Annotated in this window: 15 protein-coding genes; 10 read left to right on the forward strand and 5 right to left on the reverse strand. The window is 50.4% G+C overall.

Annotation, left to right across the window (positions count from 1 at the left end; genetic code table 11):
* Positions 1–20: 20 nt before the first annotated feature.
* The 3 genes from FCL49_RS17460 (at position 21) to FCL49_RS17470 (ending at position 3,889) form a co-directional block, all read left to right on the forward strand.
* A complete protein-coding gene (locus FCL49_RS17460) occupies positions 21–758 on the forward strand; it encodes a 1-acylglycerol-3-phosphate O-acyltransferase (protein ID WP_012146957.1) in 738 nt (245 codons plus the stop codon).
* Between the two features lie 132 nt (positions 759–890).
* Positions 891–2,306 (forward strand): cell division protein FtsP, encoded by a 1,416-nt coding sequence (ftsP, locus tag FCL49_RS17465; protein WP_174354508.1) that lies wholly within the window; start codon positions 891–893, stop codon positions 2,304–2,306.
* Positions 2,307–2,593: 287 nt separating this feature from the next.
* Entirely contained in the window at positions 2,594–3,889 is a 1,296-nt protein-coding gene (locus FCL49_RS17470) for an SGNH/GDSL hydrolase family protein (protein ID WP_174354509.1), read from the forward strand.
* Positions 3,890–4,235: 346 nt separating this feature from the next.
* Here the strand turns inward: FCL49_RS17470 and FCL49_RS17475 are convergent, their stop codons facing one another.
* From FCL49_RS17475 to FCL49_RS17490, 4 genes are all read right to left on the reverse strand, one after another.
* Positions 4,236–5,120 (reverse strand): LysR family transcriptional regulator, encoded by an 885-nt coding sequence (locus FCL49_RS17475; protein WP_174354510.1) that lies wholly within the window; start codon positions 5,118–5,120, stop codon positions 4,236–4,238.
* Positions 5,121–5,774: 654 nt separating this feature from the next.
* On the reverse strand, positions 5,775–6,578 hold the full coding sequence (locus FCL49_RS17480; protein WP_174354511.1) for a hypothetical protein: 804 nt from the start codon (positions 6,576–6,578) through the stop codon (positions 5,775–5,777).
* A 55-nt stretch (positions 6,579–6,633) separates the two neighbouring features.
* A complete protein-coding gene (locus tag FCL49_RS17485) occupies positions 6,634–7,710 on the reverse strand; it encodes an HBL/NHE enterotoxin family protein (protein ID WP_174354512.1) in 1,077 nt (358 codons plus the stop codon).
* A 30-nt stretch (positions 7,711–7,740) separates the two neighbouring features.
* On the reverse strand, positions 7,741–8,838 hold the full coding sequence (locus FCL49_RS17490) for a hypothetical protein (protein WP_174354513.1): 1,098 nt from the start codon (positions 8,836–8,838) through the stop codon (positions 7,741–7,743).
* Between the two features lie 298 nt (positions 8,839–9,136).
* Here FCL49_RS17490 and FCL49_RS17495 point away from each other — a divergent pair, with 298 nt between their 5' ends.
* The gene (locus FCL49_RS17495) at positions 9,137–9,622 is read left to right on the forward strand and encodes a lysozyme (protein ID WP_174354514.1); all 486 of its coding nucleotides are present in this window, start codon (positions 9,137–9,139) and stop codon (positions 9,620–9,622) included.
* A 27-nt stretch (positions 9,623–9,649) separates the two neighbouring features.
* Here the strand turns inward: FCL49_RS17495 and FCL49_RS17500 are convergent, their stop codons facing one another.
* On the reverse strand, positions 9,650–10,558 hold the full coding sequence (locus FCL49_RS17500; RefSeq protein ID WP_174354649.1) for a LysR family transcriptional regulator: 909 nt from the start codon (positions 10,556–10,558) through the stop codon (positions 9,650–9,652).
* Positions 10,559–10,690: 132 nt separating this feature from the next.
* Here FCL49_RS17500 and xapA point away from each other — a divergent pair, with 132 nt between their 5' ends.
* The 6 genes from xapA to FCL49_RS24700 all read left to right on the forward strand — a co-directional run bounded on the left by xapA (position 10,691) and on the right by FCL49_RS24700 (position 17,964).
* Entirely contained in the window at positions 10,691–11,512 is an 822-nt protein-coding gene (gene xapA / locus FCL49_RS17505; protein ID WP_174354515.1) for a xanthosine phosphorylase, read from the forward strand.
* Positions 11,513–11,593: 81 nt separating this feature from the next.
* Positions 11,594–12,853, forward strand: a complete 1,260-nt coding sequence (locus tag FCL49_RS17510; protein ID WP_174354516.1) for a nucleoside permease — start codon at positions 11,594–11,596, stop codon at positions 12,851–12,853.
* 283 nt (positions 12,854–13,136) lie between these two features.
* Positions 13,137–13,613, forward strand: coding sequence for a winged helix-turn-helix domain-containing protein (locus tag FCL49_RS17515; RefSeq protein ID WP_174354517.1), 477 nt, complete (start codon positions 13,137–13,139; stop codon positions 13,611–13,613).
* 48 nt (positions 13,614–13,661) lie between these two features.
* Positions 13,662–14,186, forward strand: coding sequence for a type II secretion system protein N (locus FCL49_RS17520; RefSeq protein ID WP_174354518.1), 525 nt, complete (start codon positions 13,662–13,664; stop codon positions 14,184–14,186).
* Positions 14,187–14,272: 86 nt separating this feature from the next.
* Entirely contained in the window at positions 14,273–16,222 is a 1,950-nt protein-coding gene (gene gspD / locus FCL49_RS17525; RefSeq protein WP_438827235.1) for a type II secretion system secretin GspD, read from the forward strand.
* Entirely contained in the window at positions 16,219–17,964 is a 1,746-nt protein-coding gene (locus FCL49_RS24700; protein WP_254611101.1) for an ATPase, T2SS/T4P/T4SS family, read from the forward strand. Before gspD ends, FCL49_RS24700 begins: the two co-directional genes overlap by 4 nt.
* Positions 17,965–17,969: the final 5 nt, after the last annotated feature.

Below are 17,969 nucleotides of genomic sequence, written 5' to 3' on the forward strand. Positions count from 1 at the left end.
AGTGTGCTAATGAGGTTGTTATGTTATTAATTTTACGTGCCGTGCTCGCCACCCTGTATTGTCTTCTGGTGTGCATTTTCGGTTCTATTTACTGTTTGGTATTCCGTCCCCGAGATCCCCGCCATGTGGCGACGTTCGGTCATTTGTTTGGCCGCCTGTCCGGGTTATTTGGTCTTAAAGTGGAAGTCCGGGTGCCGGCCGATGCGGCCAAAAACGGCAACTGCATTTATATTGCCAACCACCAGAATAACTACGATATGGTGACGGCCGCCAAAGCGGTACAGCCGCGCACTGTGACCGTGGGTAAAAAAAGCCTGCTGTGGGTCCCGTTCTTCGGCCCGCTGTATTGGGTGACCGGTAACTTGCTGATTGACCGGGATAATCGCGCCAAGGCGCACGGCACCATTGCCCAGGTGGCGGAACAGTTTAAAAAACGTGATATTTCGGTCTGGATGTTTCCTGAAGGCACCCGCAGCCGCGGCCGTGGGTTGATGCCGTTTAAAACCGGCGCATTTCACGCGGCAATCGCTGCCGGGGTGCCGATTGTGCCGATCTGCGTTTCCACCACCAGCGGTAAAATTAATCTTAACCGTTGGGATAACGGTCATGCGATCGTAGAAGTGATGGAACCGATCGATATCAGTAATTACGGTAGAGAAAATGTGCGTGAGCTGGCAGCCCATTGCCATGAGCTGATGTTGGCGAAAATTGCCGAGCTGGACGCGGAAGTCGCCCAGCGCAATGCAGCCGGAAAATAATATTCCTACCGGCTTCAAAGAATGAACTTTTAAACGGCGTAAAATGCCGTTAACGCCCGGGCTCCTGCTAATCTGATTAACAGGAGCCCGGTCTTTGCACACGGTTTAGTCATTGCTTTTCATGGAGAAAATATGTCACTCAGTCGACGTCAGTTTATTCAGGCATCGGGCCTGGCGCTGTGCGCAGGAGCCGTGCCGCTGAGGGCTGAGGCGAGCGGAATGCAGACCCCATTACCTATTCCCCCATTGCTGGAATCTCGCCGCGGCCAGCCACTGTTTTTAACCTTGCAGCGCGCCCATTGGGCATTTATGGATAACCGCAAGGCGTCGGTGTGGGGCATTAACGGCATGTACCTTGGGCCGACGGTGCGGGTTTATAACGGCGATGACGTCAAGCTGATCTACAGCAACCGCCTGCCGGAGCCGGTGGCGATGACCATCAGTGGTCTGCAGGTGCCGGGTACCCTGACGGGTGGCGCCCCGCGCATGATGTCGCCTAACGTTGACTGGTCGCCGGTGTTGCCTATCCGCCAGAGTGCCGCTACCTGCTGGTATCACGCCAGCACGCCCAACCGTATGGCCCCGCATGTTTACAATGGCCTGACCGGGTTGTGGCTGGTCGAGGATGAAGTCAGCAAGGCATTGCCGTTGCCCAACCACTATGGCGTCGATGATTTCCCGTTGATCATTCAGGACAAGCGACTGGATAACTTTGGCACACCGGAATATAACCCTCCGTCTCAGGGCGGCTTTGTCGGCGATACGCTGTTGGTTAACGGCGTGCAAAACCCTTATATCGAAGTGTCACGCGGTTGGGTGCGCCTGCGTCTGCTCAATGCCTCCAACTCACGCCGCTACATGCTGCAACTGAGTGACGGCCGGCCGCTAAACGTAATCGCCAGCGATCAGGGTTTTCTGCCGGCACCGGTAGCGGTGCAACAGCTTTCGCTGGCACCGGGTGAGCGCCGTGAAGTGCTGATTGATATGTCGAAAGGCGATGAAGTGACGATCAGCGCCGGTGAAGCTGCGGGCATTATGGATCGCCTGCGTGGCCTGATTGAGCCTTCGAGCATTCTGGTTTCTACCCAGGTTCTGACGCTGAAACCGACCGGATTGTTGCCGCTGGTGACCGATAACCTGCCAATGCGTTTGCTGGCGGATGAACTGCTGGACGGCAGCGTCAGCCGCACCCGTGAATTCCGTCTGGGCGATAGCCAGGCCGGGATCAACGGGGCTATCTGGGACATGAACCGTATCGATGTGCAAACCCAGCAGGGCAGTTGGGAGCGCTGGAATATCCATGCGGATACGCCACAGGCATTCCATATTCAGGGCGTACGCTTCCTGGTGAAACGGGTCAACGGCGCGCAGCCGATGGCGGAAGATCGCGGCTGGAAGGACACGGTATGGGTCGACGGCGACGTCGAACTGCTGGTTTACTTCAACCAGTCCACTTCAGAACATTTCCCGTTCCTGTTCTACAGCCAGACGCTGGAGATGGCGGATCGCGGCAGCGCCGGCCAGTTTATGGTGCAGCCGGCGCTTTAAACCAGCAGGGCATTCTTACCCCATCATCCCCTGTGGTCGCAAGCCGATCACGGGGGAACATTAGGCTGTATCGTGTAATGAGAGATGGGGCGATTTTTCTTATTAAAAGAGTAAAATAAAACCTGCAATTATATATAACAGTAAATTTCCTTTTTAATAATTATCTTAATTAAAAAAGCACGCTGTCAAATTGTCTTCTTTAGCGTCTTAAAAGGACCTGTATATGACATTCTGTCGATGTCATATTTTTATCGCATCATCCGGTGCGATAAAAAGAGAGTTCTTTTATGAAAAAATCACTTTATGCATTACTGTTTATTTCTTCTGCCGTTTTTGCTAATGATAATTTAGCTCCACTTCCGCAGGGTGGCGTTAATAATACTCTTTCATCCAAAGGACCTGAAGTTATTGATAAAGGTTCTCCTTTCTTGTTAGGTAAAGGTAATAATACCTACACGTATTTACGATGTTATTACCGGATCAATCCGAACAGTATCTCTCCACGGGCAGACTATCTCTGGGCAAAAAATATAAATGCAACAAGCTATTATCGATTGCAAGGCAGTTGGTGGTCATCGTTTGCAATGTCCTGGAAGAACATGTTTTACAGTGATACACCATTAACTGAGATGAATCAGGTATGTGAAAACACTTTGAGTCGGGCCGGTATTCATCAACCTCTGGCGATGATCGCTGCGGCTAACAATAAGCTGTCATTCAACTACACTGTTTGGAACAATGATCCGTCGCTACAAGGGGCAGGTATCAATAAGATCATTGCCTTTGGGGATAGCCTAAGTGATACGAATAATGTATTTAATGCGTCATTATGGCGCTTCCCTAATCCTAAAAGCTGGTTTTTAGGGCGGTTCAGCAACGGTCCAACCTGGGTTGAATACCTGGCGAAACAGAACCATTTGCCGGTATATAACTGGGCAGTAGGGGGCGCGGCATCCAATCAGCAAAAACTGGTCATTCCTGGATTGCTCGATCAAGTCGACTCGTGGCTGATTTATATGAAACAGGCGAAAAACTATCGGCCGGAAAACTCGTTGTTTACCGTTTGGATCGGTGCTAATGATTTGGTTACCTATAATCAAGGAGTCGATGGTCTGATTGCGAATCAAGCCAAGGCGCTTAATCGATTGGTTAGCGCCGGGGCGAAAAAAGTGTTAGTGCTCAATTTGCCGAATATTACGCGGGCGCCGGAGTTCGCTTTTCGTCAGGATGGGGAAAAGATCAAGCGTCAGATCGATGATTACAATACCCGCATTAAGCAGGTAGTGGATGATATCAACCGGAGCCATCCTGATTCACCGGTGATCATTTTTGACTTGGCTGCGTTGTTTACTGACATGCTTGATAATCCCACTCGCTATCAGGTCAGTGAAACTAAAATGGCCTGTCTCGATATCCAGGCACCGTCATCGTTGAATTATATCCATGCGCTTCCAGTACGTGCGGCCTGTACCAACGCAGATACTTATGTATTTTGGGATCTGTTACATCCAACAAGCAATACTCACCGTCTGTTGGCAGAGCACGTAAGCCAGTACTTGAAACAACAGCAGGTATTACCGTAATTCCTGCCTCAGCCGGTCAATATGAAAAATATCTGATATAAAAGGATTGAAGGTTTAATCTTAATCAACCACCAAAGCCTGGGTCTCTGTTCTATGGGATCCGGGTTTTTTAATTTCAGACGGACTTGAAAATAGGTAGAAAGCCAATAGTGAAGCCATTTACTAAGCAAACTAGATGGAGTGTTAGTGGCTAATCGTTTGCTAATTTACCTGCGAGGAGCAGGGATACTGTTTTGTGTTTAATGGCTCTACGCTTAGCATTGTTGAAAAACTGGTGTTGTGCGCAGGGAAAATTCCTGAATATAATTTAAAAAACCAAGCTGAGCTGACTCAGAAATAGATCAATTTATAAATTTGCGTATGCCGGTGCGCAGACTGCTTTCCACTGTTGTGTCCCTTGATGGGTCAGATGGGCCATCACCTGTTGACTGTCATTTAATTGCGCCACATTGCTGTAGATATGGTGCGTCAACCGTGCATTAGACAACAACAGGGTACTGCATTCACTTTCATCAACATTCAGGATGGGTAGCATCGATTCGAGAGCCAGTGCTATGGCTTTGCCCTGACGGATCAGGTTGAGGCGCAGATGGCGGTTATCGATATTCATCATCTCCCGTGAAAATCCCCGTTGTTGCAGTTGTTCATGGCAGTGTTTAAATATTGAGGTTTCGGAGAAATGCATACTTTGTACCCAGGGCAATGATCGGTACTGTTCTGGTTTTTTCCCCGTAGGGTGGAGCAGCAGCAGTCGTTCCTCGGTACACAGATGTTGCGAAAAGGGTGGGGTAGACAAGGGTTCAATGCTGAATAACAAATTAAGTCGGTTGAGTTCATTACGGTTGACTCCATCCGTTGGCGTCAGCCGCACCAGGTTGATAGTCAATGCCGGGTTTTTCATTAATAGGTAATCAATCACCGTATTTACGTGAGGGGGCACTGGCCCGTAAACGCCGACCTGAAGGTGCCTTTTTTCTTTATGATTATCTTTGATTCTATTGAGCTCTTCATAGTGGGCAATAATATCACTATATAGATGCTGACCTTCCTTGGTTAGGGATAACCCTTGGTTGGTTCGTTCGAAAAGTGTTATTTTTAAATTTTCCTCAAGTTCTTTAATTCTTTTGCTTAATGGCGATGGCGTGATGCAGAGGCGGTCTGCTGCCTTGGTGATTGATCCTTCCTGTGCAACGGCGATGAAATAATTAACGCGTTTTGACATAAATTCCATAACTATTCCTTTTTATAATCTGCATGCTGTCATTGGATTTCATTTTAGAGTGAGACGTTGATCCTCAGATACCTTATCTGGTCCTGAATTTACATTGGATTACATAGTATTACGTTGTGGTTCAATGCTTGCTATATGGATGAAGATCAGTGCCCCTGATGATCTCCTTTTTTTGATTGAGTTACATTACCTCGATAGGATGATATTTTCATGATAAATATGAAGCGGAATGGGGTGTTTTTTTGATCTATGGCGACAGGATATGTGCTTTGGTTATTCGAAGGTCAAAACGTTCGTTTAAGCGATAGAAGCCTGGAGTGGCCATTTTGATCGTGCGTATTTCCCAGATAATGGCCCAGAAGACTCTGAGAACGTTGCTGAGCGAGATCGCGTAAACGAAAGAGCAGGCTCTTTTTTTCATGGTATTCCTTACCGATACGGCATGTGTAAAATGTAAAGCGTGTTAAGGCATTTTGGAATGTCAGTTCCTGAGTGTATAGGACTGAATGGAGCAATCTTCGTGGTTAAAAAGGACATAGGTACGCCAGTCGCGTCTTTGGTCGATCAACTTATCACTCCCCAACAACCGGAAAATATCACCTTTAGTCGGGGAGGATGATTCTTGGTCTAAAAATGATGCTGACTCATAGCCGTTTAAGACACGTCTACCAGCAACGCTTTCACACTCATTTTTGCTGCGGTAAAGAACAGTTTCGTTAATTTTTCCGCTTCGCCCCCTGAGATATTTTTCTCCGCGTTCTGAATATCATTGCTGACAAATTCGATAGCATTGCCGATCTTTAGCATATGGTTACTCAGTTCAAGCAGGTCTTGCGAGAAGGCAACAGTTTGCGTAGCGAAGCTCTGTTGCTGACGAATATCAGATTGCTGTGATGCAATCTGCCGTTCAAGGCTGCTCACTTTGTTTTGTGCATCACTCAGCATCACTGCCATGGCGATAAGCCCGGGGATGCCTAAAATGCCCAGCGCAATAAAGTAGTACTTTTTCTTGTTCAACTCATCGAGCTTTTGTTGGCTGCCTTGCAAGTTGGATTGCAGTCCGGCAATGGCCGCCTGCAAATCGATAATAATGCGTTGCAGGGTCATATTATTATCGATAACGATATTATCGGTACTTTTCGTGTGTTCTTTAACTTTGTCCACCTGACGCATTACCCTGGCAATTTCCTCCTCGCTTTGGCGAATGAACAGGGTCAGTTCGGAGGGAGATAAGCTCTCCAGCACCGTCAGTTTTTCATCAAGCTGTGCTTCGAGTTTCAGACCCCAGGTCGTCACATCGAGCTGCATTTGCTTGATATCCGGCAACAATGTGCTAATGGCATTTTGGATATTATGTTGAATTGGGATCGCATTGGCGGGCAAACCACCGAACTTTTGAATAGCCTCGCCGGTTCGCGATAAATTATTGATGACTTGCGTGAGCATTCCATCACTCATAGGATTTTCTCCAAAATAGGGGCCAGGATCGCCTGACCCTTTGGGTTATAGTGGGTTACGCCGCCAGGCGTTTAACAAAATCGGCAATGGTTTGATCTTGCGGTACTTCACGAACCTGTACGCCGGCCATCTGGTGTTTGATGATCTTTGTTCCATCCAACACTTTGCCAACGGACGATTTTGACGCTTCCAGGAACAGTTGACGCAGGAAGCCGTCATCAATGATGCCTTTGCGCAGGTTGGCGTTCAGGGTATCGAGCTCTGAAGTGAGTGAGTCCCAGGCGTTACTCATCTGGGTGGCGGCAGTGACAGCACTCTGTGCCTGAGTCTGCAGCCCCTTGTACCCTGACCCAATCTGGGTTGCTACCATCACTTCACTGTTGAGTTGGCTACGATCGCGGTAGAGTTTTTCACGGGCCTCCAGTGACTTGCTCAGTACGATTGCCCCACCGGCTACACCACCGGCCCCTGCGGTCATCATGGCAATACCACCAATCACTACCGGAGTGGATGTTCCTGCCGTCACCAGGCCGGCAACAGCGCCAATGGCCGTCACAATGGCACCGCCAATAATTAGCAGACCGCCGACCACAATGCCGGCAATCGCACCATCAATGGCCGCGTTGATGCCATCGATATCTCGATTTAGCTGTTCCAAAACCCCATTGTTGCCACCCACTACGTTGTTAAGGTTGACTACAATCACTTGATAGTTAGTTGAATCGGTAATCAGGTTGTTATTCAAGATACCAATGGTATTGCGTGTATTCACCGAGACTTCCTGGTATTCCTTGGCCTTATCGCGGATCATTCCCAAGGTGCTTAACCATTCTTCTTTTGTCGCGCCGGAGGGCATGACGGATGAAATAAGGTTTTGCGTTTCAAAATAATCCTGGATATTAGTAACGTTACGGATAATTAAAGGCTGAATGTCATTCAAATAATGATTTGCGTGACCTTTTGCCGTGGTCAGGCTCTCATTGATTTGACGTTGATGTTCCCGCAGATTTGGGAATCGTTGAAAATCGACCGAGATTTGTTGTCTGACACTATTGCAATAAGTCTGGATATGCAGAGCCTGTGAAGATTGGTTGTTCATACCATCATTAATAGAACTTGTTGGGGTCGTCATGATTTGATCCTTTAGTTTAATAAGTTGAGATTACATTTCTGGTAAGATGTTATTTCCGGCGTAGTTAGCCTTGGCTTTATCGATGACATTCGAGATCTGTTGCCATTTCTCGGCACTGAGTGAAATAACCTGCTTGGTTTGTTTCATATCCGAAAGCTCACTGATATCGCGTATAACGGGAGCCGCAGCCAGATAGGCGTTGGCTACCTTATTCCACTCGGCGGGCAATAGCGCCATTCGTTGCGCAGTAAGCGCATAGGTTTCGACAAATAGCTGAGCCTGAGCGTGGACTGACTTGGCAACGGAAAGCAACGCATTGGCAGTAGCCAAAGCCTGGTATGCTGCTGCCAATTTGACATAATTGGCTTTCAGATCGCTAACCGCCTGACTAGCACCGGAGGCCCCCGCAGAGATAGCCTGAATGCCGGAGATCATATATTCGGTTTGTTCACCGGCAGACTTGGGTTTAGTCGGTTGCGGGTCCTTCGGTTTATTGCCCGTGTTACCCAGTGGTACGGCAGCGACAATGGCTTGACCCAGCTGTACCACCCCTGAGCCGGTTTTGATGCCTGCATCAACGATGCCTTGAATATTCTTGGCAATCGCTTCATTAAGCGCGGTGATGGTTTGTGCCTGCTGTTTGGCTTCAGCGCCAAGCCCCAGTTCGATGGCGCTGACTGTCTCACTGAAATTGTTCATCAGTGGCTCCAGGGTTTCCCTCGTTACGCTGAACTGGGTATGAACCGCTTGCGCCGCGACCTGATAGCTTTGAGCTACAGTCGCAAGTGCCGCAACCATTTCAGCGCCTTTCTGGGATGACTGTGGATCCTCAGCAGAAAAGATGCCATTGACAGCGTTGACCAGGCTGGAAAAATTTGATGCCTTGCTAAACAGCCCGATTAACTCAGACATGGTGCTTTGCTTGAATGTGTGAGCCTGTTGTCTTAATTGATTCTGGTAGGCCTTTATTTTCACCGTCAATCCCGGATCCATGCTCAGTGAAGTTAACACTTGTTGGCTCAACAACAAATTACTGTAACTTTGATCAAGCAATGCATGAGAGGAAATTGAGATATGTAATGCTAATAACTCCTGCGGACTTAAATCAATACTCATCAGTTCTTTCATAATACACTCTCTATATAATGGATTATTAAATAAAGTTGATAATAAACGGTGATCTCTGTGTTCTCCTTTTTGACTATTTGTTGGTGAGATAAACCTATCGCAGAGTGACCGACTCTGAATATCGTCAAAATCAGCAGGTGGATGTTCGAAAGGGAAAGTGAAATTTATTTCATATGTCCTTTTTGATGATTCATATGAATTCACAGTGATTTGTTATTGTCTGTTTTCAGAGCGGCTCTATACTGCCTGACTATTCAAGTGAGGGGAGTTATTAATCGTATTATTGAAAGGAGTCTATATGCATAAAGTATTGTCTGAACGTGGATTAACATTAATTAAAAGTTTTGAGGGGCTTCGGCTTTCGTCATATCGCGATAGCGGTGGTATTTGGACTATTGGTTATGGGCATACCGGTGATGTGCGGGCGGGGAAAACCATCAGTGAATTGACCGCACTGACTTTGCTGCAAGCCGATGTGATGGATTGTGAAACACTGTTGCACAAGATAGTTGAAGTCCCATTGAATCAAGGGCAATTTGATGCCTTGGTGTCTTTTCTGTTCAATGTCGGGCCGGGTAAGCCTGGTGTAAAAAGTGGGCTGCGATATTTGAAATCCGGTTCCCCTTCGACACTGTTGGTATTGTTAAACGCCGGACGGTATCAAGAGGCGGCGGCGCAGTTCCCTCTGTGGATGTATGCCGGTGGTCAGCGTTTACCCGGATTGTTGCGACGCCGCAAGGAAGAGCAGCGTTTGTTCTTATCGGAAATGCAACCGGTAACCTAAGTGCGACTCGTTAGTGTGCAACAACCGCTAAGCACGCAACATCTCCAGAAATGCCTGCACCACCGGCGTTGCGCTGTCGGCGTGATAAATGGCATACAGATCCGCTGACGGCGCCTGCTGCAGCGGACAAAAGCGCACGCCGGGCCAGGGAATACGGCCGTAACTGTCCGGCAGCAGCGTGATGCCATAGCCTTCGGCCACCAGTGCCATCAGGGTTTGCGGCTCGTTGACCTGATAGGCGATATCCGGCTTGAAACCCTGCTGCAGACATAAATTGTGCAGATAGAGCCCCAAACTGGCTTCGTGCGGCGGCAGTACAATGAATTTTTCATGCCGCAGCGCTGCGAGCGGCAGGCTTTCCGCCTGAGCGAGTGCGTGGCCCTGCGGCAGCACCAGCGCAATATTCTCCCGTGCCAACAGCTGGCTCGCCAGCCCCGGTAATACCTGTTCCTTTGCCTCGCGCCAGACACCAATATCGATATGACGCTTTTGCAGCGCAGTAATCTGCTGGCTGGGTGTCAGTTCGTTTAACGCCCAGGTGACATTGGTCGTTTGCCCGGCAAAGCGTTTCAGCGCCGGGATCAGCCCGCCCCATACCGAAGTGCCGACCATGCCGACTACCATATGCCCGGCCTCTCCGCGCCCCAACTGCTGCACCTGATTGAGCGCATGCCCGGCCTGATCCAGCAGCATTTCTACATTATGAAACAGCGTGCGCCCGGCCAGCGTCAATGCCATCGTGCGGGTGGTTCGCTTGAATAGCTCCACGCCCAGTTGGCTCTCCAGCTCTTTAATATGCTTGCTGAGCGGCGGCTGCGAAATATTCAGTCGCAATGCCGCCTGGGTGAAGTTCATCTCCTCCGCCACCACGCGAAAATAATGCAGCAGGCGAAAATTAATTCGGCTGGGATCGGGCAATGGCTGGGGTTGCTTGATGCTGATGATCGCCTCCTGGGGCTACCAATTTATAGGTAAATGGAATAAATCGGCCGCCAATAATGTATTGGTCGCCGCCGCACCTCGCTCTCTACTATGGGGATAACCTCCCCCCTCATAGAAGAGAATACAATGTTTAATCAAGAAGATGCTTTTTCCTGTGCTGAAGTGATCCGCACCAGGCTGCCGGGCTTCCAGCCGCGCGCCGCTTTGATACTGGGCTCTGGGCTGGGCGCGCTGGCGGAGGTGATGACCGACACCCTGACCATCGACTACGCAGAGCTGCCGGGCTTCCCGGTCAGTAGCGTGGTGGGGCATGCCGGGCAACTGGTCGCCGGCTGGCTGGAAGGCGTACCGGTGCTGTGCATGAAAGGGCGTGGCCACTACTACGAAGGGCGTGGCATGCAGGTGATGACCACCGCCGTGCGCACCTTCAAACTGTTGGGCTGCGAGTTCCTGCTGGCCACCAATGCTGCCGGTTCGCTGCGCCAGTCGGTGGCACCGGGCAGCCTGGTGGCACTCACCGACCACATCAATTTTATGCCCGAGTCGCCGCTGGTTGGCGATAACGACGAGCGTTTCGGCCCGCGTTTCTTCAGCCTGGCCGACGCCTATGACCGCGAGCTGCGCGGACAGTTGGCTCAGGTGGCGCAAAGCGTGGGTATTCCGTTGGCCGAAGGGGTATTTGCCGCTTACACCGGGCCAAACTTCGAAACGCCGGCGGAAATTCGCATGATGCAAACCTTGGGCTGCGACGTGGTCGGTATGTCGATCGTGCCGGAAGTGCTCGCGGCGCGTCATTGTGGGCTGAAGGTGTTGGTGGTGTCTGCGATGACCAACTACGCCGAAGGCTTGTCCGATACGCCGCTCTCCCATGAACAAACGCTGAGCTGTGCGGCGCTGGCGGCGGAGGACTTTATGCGCCTGATCCGTGAGTTCTTCAAAACACTGTAATGCTGTAAAACCCCTCGCGGCAGGAGGCCGGGACCCTGCCGCGCGAATCATCGTTTTAATCAGAATAATAAGGTGATGGTGATGGCAATAAAAACGCGACTTAAGGTGATGGTTTTTCTTCAGTTCTTTATTTGGGGAGCCTGGCTGGTCACGCTGGGATCCTACATGATTAACACCCTGCATTTTAGCGGTCTGCAGGTGGGTATGGTGTACAGCGCCAAAGGTATCGCCGCGCTGATTATGCCGGGGCTGGCGGGCATTCTGGCCGACCGCTGGATCAAGGCCAATTACCTCTATGCGCTGTGTCATCTGTTCGGCGCCGGAGCGCTGTACTGTGCCGCCCAGGTTGAGCAACCTATGGTGATGTTCTGGGTGATGCTGTTCAACGCCATGGTGTATATGCCGACCATTTCGCTCTCCAACGCCATATCCTATTTTTGCCTGGAAAAGCACGGTTACGATACGGTGAAAGATTTCCCACCGGTACGGGTGTATGGCACCGTCGGCTTTATCGTAGCGATGTGGCTGATCGGTTTTAGCAGAATTGAACTCAGCAATTTGCAACTCTATCTGGCCTCCGGGGTGTCACTGTTGTTGGCGGGTTATTCGCTGACGCTGCCGAATTGCCCGACCAGCAAAGTGGAAAAATCGAAAAGCTGGTTCAGCGTGCTGGGGCTGGACGCGCTGGTATTATTTCGCCAGCGGCGTATGGCGCTGTTTTTCCTGTTTGCCATGTTGCTGGGGGCGGCGCTGCAGATAACCAACACCTTCGGCAACCCGTTCCTGCATGATTTTGCCAATAATCCGCTGTATCAGGACAGCATAAGCGTCAGATACCCGGCGGTGCTGTTGTCGCTGTCACAAATCTCCGAGGTGTTTTTCATCCTCACTATCCCGTTCTTCCTGCGTCGATATGGCATCAAACAGGTGATGTTGATCAGCATGGCGGCCTGGACCCTGCGTTTCCTGTTCCTGGCCTATGGCACCCCGGCCGGTTTCGGCTTTGTCCTGCTGCTGCTTTCGATGATCGTCTACGGCTGCGCCTTTGATTTCTTTAATATCTCTGGGGCTATCTTCGTGGAGAAAGAGGCCGATCACCGGATTCGCGCCAGTGCGCAAGGGCTGTTTATGACCATGGTGAACGGTATTGGCGCTTATCTGGGGGCGATTGCCAGCGGCGAAGTGGTGGACTTCTTCACTCAAAATGGCGTCAAGGACTGGCAGAGTATCTGGCTGGTGTTCGCACTCTATACGCTGGTGCTGGGCGTGATTTTCGCGCTGACTTTCAACTATCAGCACCAACCGGAGGAAAATCCGGGGCCGGTGCAACGGGCGCATTAAAATATATGGGCGCACTGAGTTGCGCCCATTTTGTTGGTGGTTGATTAAAATTGCTATTCTTTATTATTTTTGTCGCGAGTGGCATAAATATTAAATAATGACCAACAAATAAAAACATCGACACAACAGAATACCAATCATTATTTTTTAAAATTAATAACAAAGATAAATACTTTATTTTTGGTTAAGTTTTAAGAGGGTATTTCTTGACTGCCGTCGGGCTGTGTGGTCTCTTATTGATAACGGGGAATAATGGATTGTTGCTGAAGGGTATATTTTAATTATGGCACTCGCAGAGAAAAAGTTGTCTTTGGTTGAAAACGATTTCTTCGCCCTGAACAGTAAGAGTAGCACCCTAATTATTAAGTCTGAAAATAAGGCCATTCATCTTACTGAGCTGCAACGAAGATTGTTTCGAATTTTGCTTAGTGGGGTAACCAAGAAGCAAGAAGTGATAGAGTCGGTATGGGAAAATAATCACGTCACTATCACTGATAACAACTATCACCAATTAATCTATCAGTGCAGAACCCTGCTTTCCCGCCACGGTATTCCTCCTGAAGTTATCAAAACGATCCCAAGATACGGTGTCAGATTCAATTTTTCGCCGCTGGAAGAAGTGCCCGGTCGGCACAGCAATAAGCTGTCATTTCTGCGTGAAAAACTCTCCGCCATGCTCAGTAACAGACAACGACTGGTTCGCAATATTTTGATTTTAATGATTATTAACTCGATATTCATCGTCAGTGCAATGGTGTGAACGCGATGGGCTTGTCTATCGAGGTTTGCGATAAGTGAGAGGCGCAGCATGAGGTTTGGTTTGGTTTCTGCTGGTTTTGGCCGTATCGAGAAAATAAAATGGCCCAATATATTGGAATACCTATTATTTTCACTTGGTGTGTTCTCTGTTTTTGGCATAGTTTACAACGCCGCGTATAAAACAGAAAACTCTGAAATCAGGATTGACGCGTTATTAAGACAGCAGCCCAGCAAAAAAGCCAGTCAGGATGCCCATTCATTGTCAGAGCTGTTTTATCCAAAGGGGGATTCAGCGGTGTCAGCCGAACAGGGGCGTTTTCGTGTCCACGGAAAATTAGCTGGTGACGATTTATTAATGGCAGCACCCGTTGTCAAATTAACACTGAAAGTGGTGGGTTTGCTGTGCGATAAGGATAATCATGCCGGCATGGTGATTATTGAAGTCTCGGGAAGGCAGCAGAGTTATGTCTCCGGTGAAGCCATCAATGATACTTACCCGATAATTAAAATATTTTCAGACCGGATCGTTATCAATGAAAACGGATTTTATGCGGCATTAATGCTCGAGAGTTGAGTGTGATCATCAATGTCGCATTATTGGCTTCGCAATTGGAAAGACACATGTACAACACCAACCTATTCCCAGACAAGTATTGGTTCATGCACCTAAAAATAACAGCACCCCTCATCTCAAAAGTAGTCGGCTTGATGGCAGTACTGATCATGGTACTGGCTATGACACCCCCTGTGCAGGCCGAAGCCTTCTCCGCCAATTTTAAAGGCACGGATATTCATGAATTTATCAGCACTGCCAGCAAGGCGTTGGGGAAAACCATCATTATTGATGATGCGGTAAAAGGCAAAGTCACGGTTCGCAGTTATGAACTGCTGGATGCCGGGCAATATTACCAATTCTTCCTCAACGTGCTGGATGTCTACGGGTATGCGGTTATCAGCATGCCCAACAATGTATTGAAAGTGATCCCGGCGAAAGAAGGGAAAAGGGCGGCGCTGAGCTCGCTGAAAACCCCCGCCGAAGGCGATGAGCTGATTATGCGGATTGTTCCCCTGAACAATATCGCGGCCAAAGAAGTGGCACCGCTGATGCGTCAATTTAACGACAGCATCGGCATCGGCAATGTGGTCTTCCTGGAAAGCGGTAATGCGTTGTTGATCACCGGCCGTGCTGACGTGGTCAATAGCCTGGTGGAACTGGCCCATGAAATGGATCGCACCGATCAGGCAACGGTGGTCTCTGTTGCCTTGCAACATGCCTCCGCTGCTGATGTCGCCAGCATTGTCACGACTCTGTTTCGCGATGAAAGCCGAACCAGGAAGGGCGCGCAGCCAGGGATGAAAGTGGTTGCCGATGAGCGAACCAACACCGTATTGATTGCCGGTGAGCCGACGATACAGGCCCGCGTCAAAGGGATCATCCAGCAGTTGGACCAGGAGAAGGCCAGCCAGGGTAATACCAAGGTGATCCGGCTGAAATATGCCAAAGCCCAGAGCCTGCTGGAAGTGCTGTCCGGCGTCAGCGCCAATCTGCAAGACGATAAAAAATCTGCCGGCAACGGCGCCAGCGTTTCCGTGATGAAGAACATGGTGATCAAGGCGGATGAACTGACCAATGCACTGATCATCAACGCCACGCCGGACGTGATGAGCAACCTGGAAAAAGTCATTGAGCAGCTCGATATTCGCCGGGCGCAGGTGCTGGTTGAGGCGGTGATTGTCGAAATGCAAAACGCAGATGGCCTGAATCTGGGCATCCAATGGGCCAACCGTTACGCTGGCGGTACGCAGTTCGGCAACGCTCAGGCGCAGATCGCTCCCGGCTTTAAAGGGGGAATGACGGAGGTGTTTAAAAACGCCAACGGCCTGGTGACGGGATTTTACAGCGGCAACTGGGCTGGTTTGCTCACCGCCATCAGCAATCAGAGCCAAAACAATATTCTCGCTACGCCCAGCATCATGACGTTGGACAATGAAGATGCCGAGTTTAGCGTCGGTCAGGATGTGCCTATTCTGACCGGGTCTCAAACCACCAACAGTGACAACGTGTTCAACACGGTGTCGCGCAAAACCGTCGGCATCAAACTTAAGGTCAAGCCGCAAATCAACAAAGGGCAGTCGGTACTGCTGCAGATCGAGCAGGAAGTTTCCAGCGTGGCGGAAAACAGCTCGGTGGATAAGGATAACCTGGGCGCCACTTTTAATATCCGTACGGTCAATAACACCGTACTGGTGGAAAGTGGCGAGACCGTGGTAGTCGGCGGGCTGTTGGATAAATCGCAATCCGACAGCAAAAGTGCAGTGCCGTTTTTGGAACGCATTCCCCTGCTTGGCGCCTTGTTCAGATCGACTTCTCACAAAGAAAGTAAACGCAATCTGATCTTGTTTATTCGGCCGACGGTGATCAGGTCTACCGAGGAATATGAGCAGGAGAGCCTGCGCAAGGCGGCCCGTTTCCGATCGCTTAATGCACAATCGTTGCCGTTGAAAGCCCATGCGGACGCACAGCTTGAGATGGTGGGTTCTGCTGAAAATGGTGCTTTTAAGCTGGTCCAACAGCAAATCGATGCCTTTTATCGCCAGGGGGCCCAATGACAGAAATTGGCCTGTCTTACGCCTGGGCGCGTCAGCATCACGCGGTGCTCACCCGGGAAGAAAGCGTGCCGACCCTGTGGTGTCGGCAGGATGTCAGCCTGGCCACCCTGGCTGAGCTGACTCGCCTGCTGGCGGAAGACCTGCCATTACAGTTGTTGGACGAGAAGGCCTTTGAACAGAAATTGCTGGAGCATTACCAACAGGGCAACAGCAATGCGCAAAAGACCATGGACGATTTAGGCAAAGAGCTGGATTTCTACAGTCTGGCGCAGGCGCTGCCGGCCACCCAGGATCTGCTGGATGAGCAGGACGATGCGCCGATTATCCGTTTACTCAATGCCATGCTCAGTGAGGCGATTAAGGAGCGGGCCTCGGATATCCATATCGAGACCTATGACAGCGAACTGGTGATCCGCTTTCGCATTGATGGCGTGCTAAAGACCATTCTGACGCCTCAGCATCAGCTGGCAGCCTTGCTGACCTCCCGAATCAAGGTGATGTCCAAACTGGACATTGCAGAGAAACGCATTCCGCAGGACGGCCGCATTACGTTGAAGATTGGCGGCCGTGCCGTCGATGTCCGGGTATCGGTGCTGCCAACCAACCATGGCGAACGGGTGGTGATGCGCTTGCTGGACAAAAGCAGCGTCAGCCTGGATCTCGGCAAGATGGCGATCCGTTCGGTTGAGCTGGCGGCGCTGACGCGGCTGGTTCATCAGCCCCATGGGGTGATCCTGGTGACCGGCCCAACCGGCTCGGGCAAAAGCACCACGCTGTATGCGTTACTGATGCAGATTAACGACGGTAATCGCAACTCGCTTGAAGGTGGAGAGCATTCAAACGCGCCGCCGGAGAGCTGCCCGCAAATAGCTGATTTTGATGAAGGTGCCGAATTTAATATTTCGCTGACTTTCCCCGACTGCTGGGATGGCAAAAACCTGACCACCTCCCCGCAAAAACGTAATGCAACATACAGCGACGGGGATACAGGCCTGTGTCCTGCAGCCTATCCGGTGAAAATCCCGCGGTTGAATATGCGTATCCATTATGCGCTGGGCGATAATGGCAACCTGAAAGGAGCCATGCTGTCGATGAATCCGATCCTGCAGGCTGACGGTAGCCTGGAGCCTGTCTGGGGCAATCTTTATAGCGCTCATGCGGACTTCTTTGCCGCCTGGAGCGAACGGGCCACCCGCTATAGCGTGGAGGAGTGTCTCAATCGCAACGTTGCCTGTAACAAAGATATTCCGGGGGATTTCGAACGCAGCAGCATGGATGCCTGGGTTTCGGTGGCCGATGGGCGCATGCATGGTGATGAGCCGATAATTAAAGTGGGGGGAGCACAGAACATCGGGCTATTGAAATTCCCGCTGCCGCAACGCCTCGACAGTCTAAACGTGACCAAGACCGAGCTGCGTATCTATGGCCGCCAGGTCAGCGGTGAAACCGGACAGGTTCGGTTATACCTGTTACCCAATACACCCTGGGACGAGAGCTCAGGCTCGACCGACATCAAAAGCTGCCCGGCAACCTCACCGCTGGATCACGCTCAAATGTGGTGGGATACGGTGGAAAAAACTTTCGACGTCACTGCCGCCATTATGCAGGCAATGCAGGCTGGCCAGCGTGAGATCAGCTTTTGCCTGAGCGGGGGGGAAGCGACGGACGCCGAATTCAGCAGTCAGGAAGGGCCGCGCGGGCCGATGCTGCGCTTTGATTTTAACCCCATCAACCACCCATAAGAGCA

The sequence above is a fragment of the Serratia proteamaculans genome, from assembly GCF_013337185.1.
In the GTDB taxonomy this organism is placed as follows: domain Bacteria; phylum Pseudomonadota; class Gammaproteobacteria; order Enterobacterales; family Enterobacteriaceae; genus Serratia; species Serratia proteamaculans_D.